Here is an 11,357-nt window from a genome sequence, read left to right as displayed (position 1 = left end):
CCCCCCCCCCCCCTCCCCCCCCCCCCCCCCCCCCCCCCCCCCCCCCCCCCCCCCCCCCCCCCCCCCCCCCCCCCCCCCCCCCCCCCCCCCCCCCCACCCCTGGTTCGCGATGGGAGCCGCGAAAAGGGTTGGCATCACCTCCGGTGGATCGATAGCCGTCGCGACCATAGGGGAAATCGGAGGCGCTTGTCCCGGGAGCGCTCCCATGCCAGAATCAGCGCCACCTCGCGTCTGGGAGCCGACGGGGCACACGCAGCGACTGGCTTATGCACCAACGCCGCCGCGCTCACCTGTGCCCGTTTCCCGCCCAGAAACTTTCACGAGGAGCACCCCACTCATGACCACCCGGAAACAACGCTGGCTGCGTTCAGCGGCCGTCGGCCTCCTGGCCGCCGGCACGCTGCTCGTCATGCCGGCAGGCCCCGCACACGCCGCCGCCGGCTGTACGGTCGTCTACTCAGTCCGCAGCCAGTGGCCGACCGGCTTCACCGGCGATCTCGTCGTGAAGAACCTCGGCGACCCCCTGACGAGCTGGAACGTCACCTGGACCTGGGCCGGCAACCAGCAGATCCAGCAGAGCTGGAACGGTGACTACTCCCAGACCGGCACGTCGGCGAGCATCCGCAACGCCCCGTGGAACGGCGCCCTGCCGACCAACGGGACGGTCAACCCGGGCTTCAACGCCGGGTACAGCGGCACGAACACCAACCCGACGAGCTTCTCGCTCAACGGGGTCGCCTGCACCGGCCCGAACGCGGCGCCGTCGGTGGCGATCACCGCGCCGGCCGCCAACACCCGCTACACGGCACCGGCGACGATCCCGATCACCGCCACCGCCTCGGACCCGGACGCCGGTGACTCGATCGCGAAGGTCGAGTTCTACCACGACGGGCTGCTGCTCGGCACCGACACGACCGCCCCCTACGCCTACTCCTGGACGGGCGTTCCCGCCCAGACCTCCGCGTACTCGCTGCAGGCCAAGGCGTACGACTCCAAGGGCGCCGTGACCACCTCCACGGCGGTGCCGGTGTTCGTCGACCCGGTCGTCGGGCCGTCGATCCTCGCCGCGCCGTCGCCGCTGACCGTGCCGGAGGGCGGCTCCACGCCGCTGTCCGTCAAGCTCAACCAGGCGCCCAGCGCCTCGGTCACGGTCGCCGTCGCCCGCACCGGCGACACCGACATCACCGTCTCGCCGACCTCGCTGGTCTTCACCACCGCCAACTGGAACACCGCGCAGACGGTCACCGTCAGCGGCGCCCAGGACGCGGACACCACCAACGGCGCCGCCACGATCAACCTGACCGCCACCGGTTGGGCCTCGGCGTCGGTGCCGGCGAACGAGAGCGACGACGACGTCGCCGGCGGCGTGTACGTCCAGCGGTTCCTCGAGCAGTACCAGAAGCTGCACAGCTCCGGGTACTTCTCGCCGGAGGGCGTGCCCTACCACTCCATCGAGACCCTCGTGGTCGAGGCCCCGGACTGGGGTCACGAGACGACGTCGGAGGCGTTCAGCTTCTGGCTGTGGCTCGAGGCGCAGTACGGCCGCGTGAAGCAGGACTGGGCCCCGTTCAACAAGGCCTGGGACACGATGGAGAAGTACATCATCCCGACCCACGCCAACCAGGTCACCGGCGGATACAACGCCAACGACCCGGCCGACTACGCGCCCGAGGCCGGGCAGCCCAGCCTGTACCCGTCTCAGGGCGGCCACCTCGACTCGTCCGTCAAGGTCGGCGCCGACCCGCTGTACAGCGAGCTGACCTCGACCTACGGCAACACCGACATGTACGCCATGCACTGGCTGATCGACGTGGACAACACGTATGGCTTCAGCTCGTGCACCCCGCAGGCCGGCTCGACGGTGTCGTACATCAACACCTACCAGCGCGGCCCGCAGGAGTCGGTGTGGGAGACCGTCGCCCACCCGTCGTGCGAGGACTTCCGCTTCGGCGCCAAGGCCAACGGCGGCTTCCTGCCGCTGTTCATCGACGGCAGCCCCGCCAAGCAGTGGCGCTACACCAACGCCCCCGACGCCGACGCGCGCGCCATCCAGGCCGCGTACTGGGCGCAGCAGTGGGCGACCGCGCAGGGCAAGGCCGCGGACGTGGCGGCGGTCGTGAAGAAGGCCGCCAAGATGGGCGACTACCTGCGGTACGCGATGTACGACAAGTACTTCAAGAAGCCCGGCTGCACGTCGACGGGCTGCGCCGCGGGCACCGGCAAGGACTCCGCGGCGTACCTGCTGAACTGGTACTTCGCGTGGGGCGGCGACGCGGGCGGCCAGTGGTCGTGGCGGATCGGCTCCAGCCACAACCACCAGGGCTACCAGAACCCCCTGGCGGCCTACGTGCTGTCGAACGTCTCCGGCTTCGCGCCGATGTCGCCGACGGCCAAGGGTGACTGGCAGACCAGCCTCGGCCGGCAGCTCGAGTTCTACCAGTGGCTGCAGTCCGCGGAGGGCGCGTTCGCCGGTGGCGCCACCAACAGCGTCGGCGGCAACTACTCGGCTCCCGCCGCGGGCACGCCGACGTTCTACGGCATGTTCTACGACGAGAAGCCGGTCTACCACGACCCGCCGTCCAACCAGTGGTTCGGCTTCCAGGCGTGGTCGGTGGAGCGGGTCGCGGAGTACTACTACGCGACCGGTGACGCCAAGGCCAAGGCCATGCTCGACAAGTGGGTGTCCTGGGCGATCGCGAACACGACGTTCACCGCGAACGGCGACTTCAAGATCCCCGACACGCTCCAGTGGACCGGCGCGCCGGCGACCTGGAACCCGGCCTCGCCGGCCGCGAACACCAACCTGCACGTCACCGTCGTCAGCACCGGCACGGACGTCGGCATCGCCGCCGCCTACGCCCGGCTGCTGACGTACTACGGCGCGAAGGCGAACAACACCGCGGCGAAGACCACGGCGAAGAAGCTGCTCGACGGCATCTGGCTGCACACCGACAGCAAGGGCGTCGGCATCCCGGAGACCCGCAACGACTACAACCGCTTCGACGACGTGTGGTCCTCGTCCAACCAGCAGGGGCTGTACATCCCGGCCGGCTACAACGGCGTCATGCCCAACGGTGACGTCATCGCCCCCGGGAAGTCGTTCCTGGACACCCGTTCCTTCTACAAGAACGACCCGAACTGGCCGGCGGTCCAGGCGTACCTGAATGGCACCGGCCCCGCGCCGACGTTCACGTTCCACCGCTTCTGGGCCCAGTCCGACATCGCCATGGCGATGGCCGACTACGGCCTGCTGATCGGCTAGCGCAACGGCGGCCACCGTCTCGTTCCCCGAGGCGGTGGCCGCCCCGGTCACGGGTTGCGCAACGCGACCAGGGTGGCGTCCCGGAAGTTGCTGTGGCCGGCCTGCCCTTGATAGCGCTGCGTCAGCACGTACAGGCCGTCCCGGCCGGGCCGCCGGGACCGGACGAGCTCGTTCGTGCCGATCGGCAGCGCCCACCGCACGGCGCCGGTGTCCGGGTCGAGGTCCAGCACGCTGTTCATGCCGCCGGTGCCCCACCGGTACACCACGACGTACGCGTCGCCGCCCTCGACCTGCAGGCCCGATGCCTCGTACGCCGGCAGCTCGGTCCGCCAGCGCTGCTTGCCGCCGGCCGGGCGCAGGCCCGCCGCGTGGCCTTCCGCGACGACGACCAGGTGGTCGCCGCCGGCCGCGATCAACGGGGCGAGGCCCATGCGGGTGCCGTCGCCGACCCAGCGGACCTCGCCGGTCGCCGGGTCCAGCGCCGTCGCGTACCAGTTGGCGGGGAACGAGTAGACGGCGTCCGCGGCCAGGACCGGACGCCCGGCCGAGTCCCGCTCCCACATCAGCCGGCCGTCGGTCAGCCGCAACGCGACCAGCGCGACGGGGTTGTCCCCGGAGAACGCCTCGCGCCGCGGGGAGATCATCATCCCGGCGGCGACCACGACGTCCTCCTGCCGCACGCAGCTGAGCGCGGCCCGTTCGGTGCTCCGCCAGCGCACGGACCCGGTGTGCAGGTCGACGGCGGTGCGGGTGGTCCCCCCGGTGTAGGTCAGCAGGTCACCGGCGACGGCGGCGCACGCACCGTCGCGGCCGACGGTGCGCGCCCAGCGGCGCGTGCCGGTGGTGACGTCGAGGGCCACCATGCCCGCCCGGTCGTCCAGGACCGGCTCCCGCGGGACGGCGAGCAGCGTGTCGCCGGCCGGCACGAGGTCCGCCGGTCCGCCCGGCGCGGGATCGTCGCTGCTCCAGCGGACGCCGCCGGTGCCGATGTCGTACGCCACGACGCGCCGGCCGCCGAGCAGCGTGGCGTACACGGTGTTCCCGTCTGCGACCGCGCCGTCGATCTTGCCGAGCTCCAGGCGCCACAGTTTCGTGCCGTCGTCCGGGCGGTACGCCTCGAGCTCCGAACCCGTCCGGACCACGACGGAAGGGGTCGTGGCGATCAGCGTGGCCGTCGCGTCGTGGAACGTCGTGGACCATCTGACGGCGGGTCTCGGGGTGGTCGCGGCGTCGCCGCTCCGTGCCGAGTAGACGACCACCACGGTGACCACCACGGCGACCGCGGCGACGACCGCGGCCGTCAGGCCGATCACCAGCGCACCGCCGGAACGTGAGCGCACCGGCGGGTCGGTCGGCGGGTCGGTCGGCGGGTCCGTGGTGCGGCGGTCGGCCGAGAACAGCGCCAGCTGGTCCGCGGTGTCGGAGATGCTCTGGGTCGGTGCCGGGAATCCCCGCTGCCGCAGTTCGTCGCGGACCTCGCCGAACATCTCCCGCAGCGGCACCAGCCGGTCGTGCCGGGCCGCGGCGTCGATCTGGCGCAGCAGCGCGCCGGTGAACACGGTGTGCTCCGCGGTCTCGTCGACGTAGGAGGGCCGGGTGGGTGACGTGGACGCGATCACGTAGGTGCCGGTGATGTCGGTCCCGGCCGCCGCGGCGGCCGACATCCGGCGCAGGGACGTCCGCGCCGCGTGGCCGCTGAAGCAGCAGTCCAGGATCACCACCTTCAGGGGCGCGTCGCTGTGGTCGACCATCTCGGCGACGCGCGCGAACTCGATCGCGCTCCACGCCGCGCCGGGTTCGCTGCCGCCGACCGCCAGATACAACCCGCCGGCCTCGCCCAGCCGCAGACCGTGGCTGGCGTAGTACACCAGCAGGACGTCCTCCGCCTCGCGCGCCGCCGTCCCGATCGCGCGCAGCGCCGCCCGGCCGTCGTGCGGGTCCGTCACCGTCGTGCACCACTGCGGGCCCAGCCGCCGGGCGAGCGCGTCGACGTTCCGCGTCGCGGCGGGCAGGGCCGGCAGCATGGGGTGCTCATATGTACCGGCGCCGATCAGCACCGCCCTGGACAGCGCCGGGTCCGGCGGCCTGATCCTCACGAACGACCACGCCCGCTGGTAGTCATGGATGCACGCTAAGCGACTGCGCGCGGGTCCACAACGGCCGTTACGACAGCTGGGCGAGGGCGGCTTCCGCGCGGGACTCGGCGCCCGCGTAGTGCAGTTCGCGGGCCAGCCGGACGGCCTCCCCGGCGTCGCCCGGGTCGCGGTTGGCGAGCGCGAGGACCCGGCGCAGGTCGGGTTCGGCGAAGCCGGTCTGGCCCGGCAGCCCCTGGCTCAGCGCCGCCTCGGCGACACCGGTCGCATCGGCGGTGCGGCCCAGGGTCAGGCACGCGTCGGCGTAGAGGGCCTCGAGACGGGCGAAGCGGCGCATCGCGTCACCGAGGTGGTCCCGGCCCCGGGCGATCCTGGCGAGCCCTTCCGCGTCGCCGCCGCAGACCTCGGCCCAGCCGAGCAGGATCGCGGCCATCGCCCGGTATTCGAGGTGGCCGCCGCGCTCGGCGAGCCGCAGCGTGGTGCGGGCCGCGGCGGCGGTCGCGGGCGCGTCGAAGCGGTCGGCGGCGACACACGCGGCGTAGTGGCTGACGTACATCTCGAGGAACAGCTCACCGACGCGGACGGTGCGCTCCCGGGCGGACCGCAGGTGCCGTTCGGCGGCCTCGTGGTCGCCGAGCATCCCGCACACGATCGCGGCGGGTGCCTGCGCGCCGACGACCGGGTCCCAGCTGGCGATCGGGAAGACCGGCAGTTCACCGCCGGGCAGGGCGTCCAGGGCCGTCTCGAAGCACACGCGGGCGCGCGGCAGGTCCAGCACCGACAGCGCGGCGGCGCCCTCGTGCACCTCCGCGACGATCGTCGCCCACGGGTCGGTGCTGCCCTGCTCGCTCGCCGACCGCGCCATCGCGACGCCGCGGGCGACGTCACCGGCCGCGGTGTGGAACGACGCGTAACCCCACAGGGCCGGCAGGATGTCCAGGACCGGGCGGCCGCGCAGGCGCACCAGGAGGGGTTCCATCGCGGCGTACTGCGCGGTCACGAACGGCGCCAGGTAGCCGTCGGTGGCCTGATGCATGTACGCGAGCCGGATCCGAAGATCGAGCTCCGTGACGTCGCGGCGCTCCCCCGCCGGCGCCCGGTGCAGGACGCCGACGGCCTCTTCGAGCAGCGCGGACGCCTGCTCGTGGGCGGTCAGGTCATAGGCCTCGCCGGCCGCCTCGACCAGCGCGGGCACCACGTCGAACGGTGACAGGACCGGCAGCGCCGCGCGCAGGTGCGCGGCGAGCTCCGCGACGGTGGCGAGGCCCGTGTCGCGCAGCGCCTGGGCGGCCCGCGCGTGCAGCCGCGCCCGGCGCAGCGGGCCCTGGTCGAGGTACGCGGTCTGCCGGACCAGGTCGTGGGAGAAGCGCAGCAGCCCCGGGTCGTCGGTCGCGGTCAGGATGCCGCTGACGACGGCCGTGTCCAGCGTGTCGAACAGGGCGAGCTCGTCGATCTGCACGACCTCCCGCAGCACCGGCACCGACACGTCCCGGCCGAGGACCGACGCGACGGCGATGACGGCGTTCACCTGCCCGGGCAGCTTGGCGAGCCGCCGCCGCACGACCTCCTGCACCCGCACCGGGACGTGCTCGGGCGCCAGGGTGTGCTCGGCGACGAGGACCCGCAGCAGCTCGACCACGAAGAACGGGTTGCCGCCGGTGCGGTCCAGCAGCATCGCCACGGTCTCGTCCGGCACGTCCGCGCCGGTGACGTCGCGGGCCAGGGCGGCGACCCCGTCGGCGCCGAGGCCCCGCAGCGGCATCCGCACCGCCGACGGGTCGGCGAGCAGCTCGCCCAGCGCGCCGGCGAGGGGCGCCTCGGGGGCGAGCTCGGCCTCCCGGTAGCCGACCGCGAGCAGGACCGCGCTGCGCCGGACCGCCTTCGCGAACATGGTCAGCAGCACCGTCGACGGCGCGTCCAGCCAGTGCGCGTCGTCGACGATGAGCACCAGTGGCCGCAGCGCGGCGAGGCGGCACAGCCCGTCGACGATGCCCTGGTACAGCCGGGACCTCGCCAGCTCGGGATCCGCGATGCGTTCCGCGGCGGGCAGCGGCAGCGTCTCGATGAGGGTCGGGTCGAGGACGGCGGGCAGGTTGCCGTACGGCGCGAACGCGGCGGCCAGGGCGTCGGCCGCACCGGGCGCGGCGGCGACGGTACGCAGGATCTGCGCCCACGGCAGGAACACGGGCGGCGCCTCACCGTCGACGCCGGTGCCGGTGCCGACGAGCCCGCCGGCGCGGGCGGCGAGCTCCCGCAGCAGGGCGGACTTGCCGATGCCGGGACTGCCGGACACCAGCAGCAGCCGGCCGCGGCCGGTGGCGGTGCCGGCGAGGAGCTCCTGGACGGTGCGCAGCTCCGCGTCCCGCCCGACCAGCCCGCCGTCGTCGGCCACGTCACGGTCGCCGGCCCTCGCCTCGACGGGCCCGCCGACGGTGGCCGCCTCGAACCGGTCACCAGCGGTGATCGTCGCGCTTGCGGGTCCGTATCCGGCGGCCGTCCCACTCGCGGGTCCGGCGGCGGGCGTGTCCGGTCCTCCACGGCTGTCCGGCCCCACGCCGGATCCGCTCACGGACCCGCGCCTTTCTCTGCCGGACATTTCGGAAATGTCCGTACCAAGTTGGGCGGAAGGGGCGGCCGGTGCAAATCCTGCCGATGCGGCCAGCACACCTCGGTGACCTTCGCGCTCTTCGCCGGACATTTCCGAAATGTCCGGCGAAGACGGAGGCCCGCCCGATATGACGCCCCCAGCTGAGGACGAAGACCCGCTCCCCGCCGAAGACGGCGGCCCGGCCGGCGCGGCGCCGCCCGCTCCGGATACCGGCGCACCCGAGGTCGGCGCGGCGCCGGCCGCTCCGGACACCGGCGCACCCGAGGTCGGCGCGGCGCCGGCCGCTCCGGACACCGGCGCGCCCGAGGTCGGCGCGGCGGGCACCGTCAGGTGCGGGGCCTGGCGCAGGATGTCCTGTTCGAGCTGCTGCAACGCGGGACCCGGTTCGATGCCGAGCTCGTCGACGAGGCCCGAGCGGGCGCGACCGTACGCGGCGAGCGCCTCGGCCTGGCGGCCCGACCGGTACAGCGCGAGCATCAGCTGCCCCCACAGCCGCTCCCGGTACGGCGCCTCGGCGAGGGCGCTCTCGCTCAGGTAGGCGACCTCCGCGGCCCGGCCGAGCTGCAGGAGCGCCTCGGACCGCTCCTCCACGGCGATGAGCCGCAGCTCGTGCAGGCGGCTGCGTTCGGCGCGGGCGAGCGGCGAGTCACCCAGCTCGGGCAGCGGGTCGGCGCGCCACAGGTGCAGCGCGTCGGTGAGGACCCGCAGCGAGACGGCCGGGTCGGTGCCGGTGCGGGCCTGCTCGACCGCGGCGGCGAAGCGGGCGGCGTCGACGGCGTCGGCCGGCACCATCAGCTGATACCCGGGGGTGCGGCTGACCAGGACGGTCGAGCGGTCGCGGGCGGTGCGGCCGGGTTCGAGCGCGCGGCGGAGGCGGGAGACATACGCCTGCAGGGAGGCGATCGCGCGCTCAGGCGGCTCGTCGGCCCACAGCTCGTCGATGAGCCGCTGCACCGACACGGTCCGGCCGGGCTGCATCGTCAGCATCGCCAGGACGGCGCGCTGCTTCGGGGTGCCGGTGTCGACCGGGCCGCCGTCCCCGACGACTTCGAGCGGGCCCAGGATCCGAATCTGCAGGATGCGAAACTCCCGGAACTCCAACTCGGCCAACGACGCTGCGGCTGATGCTACCGCTCACAGCTCCACGGCGAACGATCCGTCGTCGTACGGTCCGAAGCCGGCCGCCTGGAGCAGCTCCTCGCCGTGCGCCAGGGGCGCCGCGACGAGCCTACGGGCTGGACCGGCCCGCAGTGCGTCCACCAGCGAGATCAGCACCTGAACGGCGAGGTCCGAGCGTCCGCCCGGCGCCACGAGACCGACCAGTCGGACGATGGTCTCGCCGGGGCGTACGGCGGCGAGGGCGGCCGCGGGCTGCTCGTCGTCGTCGGCGGGGTCGATGAGCTCCCACCACTCGAGGCCGTCGAACAGGAACTCGTCGACGACGGACACGCCGAGCGCGAGCCGGGTCACGGCGCGCCGCCCGGCCGGCACGCGCCGCACCAGCCGCATTGCTTCTTTCACGCCTCCAGCAAACCCGGCCGCTCTTGCAAACGGCTTGCCACACGGCGCCCGGCGTGCCGCAGATCACGCCGCGCGCCGGCCGGGCGCCGGTCAGCCGCCGCCGGTGAAGAGCAGCTTGAGGCGGGTGCCGCCGCTGGAGATCCACTCGCGCCCGGTGCCGGAGCGCAGGTGGGCGCCCATCGCGTGCCAGTCGCGCTCCGGCAGGCCGACGACGTAGCCGTCCTCCAGCTGGTCGACCGTCACCGCGTCGCCGCCCAGGATGAACAGCACGAAGTGCACGCCGGCCTGGTTCTTCGAGCGGGGCCGCTCGGCGACGATCTCGCGCGGCTCGCTCTGACCCGGCGTCCACACCCGGATCCGTCCGGTCATCGTCGTGTACCGCGGGATCAGCGCGAACCTCGTCGGCACCTGCTGCCAGATCCCGGCGACGGCGGCCCGCTGGTCGTTGTCGACGATCATGGTGACGTCGCCCGGCCCGTCGGCGATGAGCACGCCCTCGTGCACGGCCGTCGCGACGTCGCCGAGGATCGTCGAGCCCTCGTAGCGGGCCAGGTCGACGACCGGGGCCCGGTCCGGGTCGAACCACCACGGGTACGGGAAGCAGCCCTGGCTGGCGGCGAGGCTGCCGAGCACCCGCCCCCGCCCGTGCGGACCGGCGATCTCCCGCTCCCCTTCGAACAGCAGGACCAGCAGCAGCGGCGGCCACCCGGCCGGGAACCAGGCGGCGTCGCCCGCGGCGTGGGCGATCAGCGCCCCGGCGACCTCGGCCCGGCCGATGACCATCGGCCGGGGGAACCCGAGGACGTCACCGACGGCGAACCGCCAGCCCTGGTGGAGGGCGGCCGAGTACATGCCGATGATCAGGTCCACCAGTTCGCTGTGCACCGGGTCCTGCGGCGCGTCGCCGGTGCACAGGACCGCGGCGGTCACCTCGGTGAGGCCCACGGACGCCAGGCCGGCGGAGCTGTACACCCACAGGCGGCTGCCGGCGGGCAGGCCCGGGAACCCGTCCGGGTCGTGCGGGACCTCGCACTCGTCGACGGTGACGGTCAGCGCCCCGTCGGCGGCCACGACCCTGCCCACCTGCCGCACCGCGGGGAGCCGGACCGGGTCCTCGTCGCGCGGCAGCGGGACGGACGCGGCCGGCCAGCGCGGCACCCAGTGCTGCGGGAACCGTTCGTGGACCGGTACGTCGACGGGGCCGTTGCCGCCGGGCACGAACTTGCGCATGACGGGCCGGGCGGTGACGACCAGGTCCCACGCCAGCCGCCAGGTCCGGCCACCCTGGATGACCTCGGCGGTCAGCCGCCAGTGCAGGGCGTCGGGCTCGTCGGTGACGACCGCCAGGACCACGCGACCGGCCCCGCCGGCCGGTTGGGGGCGCAGGCGGCGGCCGTACGCGTCCCGGGCGGGCCGCACCAGCGCCGGCATCCCGCGCAGGAGCAGCACCTCGTACTGCGGGATCTCCAGCGGCTCGAACGCGTCGACGGCACGTCCGTCCACCGGCTCGAGGGCGGCACCGAGGACCAGGTCCGGGCCGCGGGGCATCGCGAAGCTGGTGCCGTCCGCGAGCAGCGGCCCGGCGCCGATCTCCTCCACCGCCAGCGACCGCAGCACGGGCGCGCCGGCGCCGCCCGCGGCCAGGTCGAGGAACAGGTTGTGCCCGGTGACCGGCGTGTGCACCGGCCGCGGCCCGACGTCGGAGCCCGGGGACCGCACGAACGTGACGTGCGAGCGGGAGGACAGCTCCGCCTGGAACGGCGGCTGCTCCCCGCCGGCCGCCGGAAGGCTCCGCGGGACGGGCCGGGTGAGGATCTGCGCGGCCCAGACCTGACCGCCGCCGCTGCCTGTCATCGTGCTCCGTTTCGTCGCG

Annotated in this window: 5 protein-coding genes; 1 reads left to right on the top strand and 4 read right to left on the bottom strand. The window is 73.9% G+C overall.

All coding sequences use genetic code 11. From position 1 onward, the window contains the following. The first annotated feature begins 337 nt into the window (after positions 1 to 337). The gene (locus tag ACZ6TV_RS14785; protein WP_465297683.1) at positions 338 to 3,262 is read left to right on the top strand and encodes a glycoside hydrolase family 48 protein; all 2,925 of its coding nucleotides are present in this window, start codon (positions 338 to 340) and stop codon (positions 3,260 to 3,262) included. A gap of 47 nt (positions 3,263 to 3,309) precedes the next feature. On the opposite strand, the gene ACZ6TV_RS14780 is transcribed toward ACZ6TV_RS14785, so the two are convergent. The 4 genes from ACZ6TV_RS14780 to ACZ6TV_RS14765 all read right to left on the bottom strand — a co-directional run bounded on the left by ACZ6TV_RS14780 (position 3,310) and on the right by ACZ6TV_RS14765 (position 11,338). Continuing rightward, positions 3,310 to 5,358: a caspase, EACC1-associated type gene (locus tag ACZ6TV_RS14780; RefSeq protein WP_465297682.1), complete on the bottom strand. Its 2,049-nt coding sequence runs from the start codon at positions 5,356 to 5,358 to the stop codon at positions 3,310 to 3,312. A 67-nt stretch (positions 5,359 to 5,425) separates the two neighbouring features. Beyond that, positions 5,426 to 9,073 (bottom strand): BTAD domain-containing putative transcriptional regulator, encoded by a 3,648-nt coding sequence (locus ACZ6TV_RS14775; RefSeq protein ID WP_465297681.1) that lies wholly within the window; start codon positions 9,071 to 9,073, stop codon positions 5,426 to 5,428. Between the two features lie 24 nt (positions 9,074 to 9,097). Continuing rightward, a complete protein-coding gene (locus tag ACZ6TV_RS14770; protein ID WP_465297680.1) occupies positions 9,098 to 9,484 on the bottom strand; it encodes a hypothetical protein in 387 nt (128 codons plus the stop codon). A 90-nt stretch (positions 9,485 to 9,574) separates the two neighbouring features. After that, positions 9,575 to 11,338, bottom strand: coding sequence for a hypothetical protein (locus ACZ6TV_RS14765; protein WP_465297679.1), 1,764 nt, complete (start codon positions 11,336 to 11,338; stop codon positions 9,575 to 9,577). Between the last annotated feature and the right edge of the window lie 19 nt (positions 11,339 to 11,357).

The organism is Dactylosporangium sp. NPDC051087, from assembly GCF_055586325.1.
The sequence above is the reverse complement of the archived record's forward strand: the minus strand, read 5'-3'. Positions and strand labels throughout refer to the sequence as shown.

What these genes read in the sequence shown, in the direction of transcription:
- ACZ6TV_RS14785 (WP_465297683.1), top strand. Translation starts at nt 338, where the DNA reads ATGACCACCCGGAAACAACGCTGGCTGCGTTCAGCGGCCGTCGGCCTC.
- ACZ6TV_RS14765 (WP_465297679.1), bottom strand. Translation starts at nt 11,338, where the DNA reads ATGACAGGCAGCGGCGGCGGTCAGGTCTGGGCCGCGCAGATCCTCACC.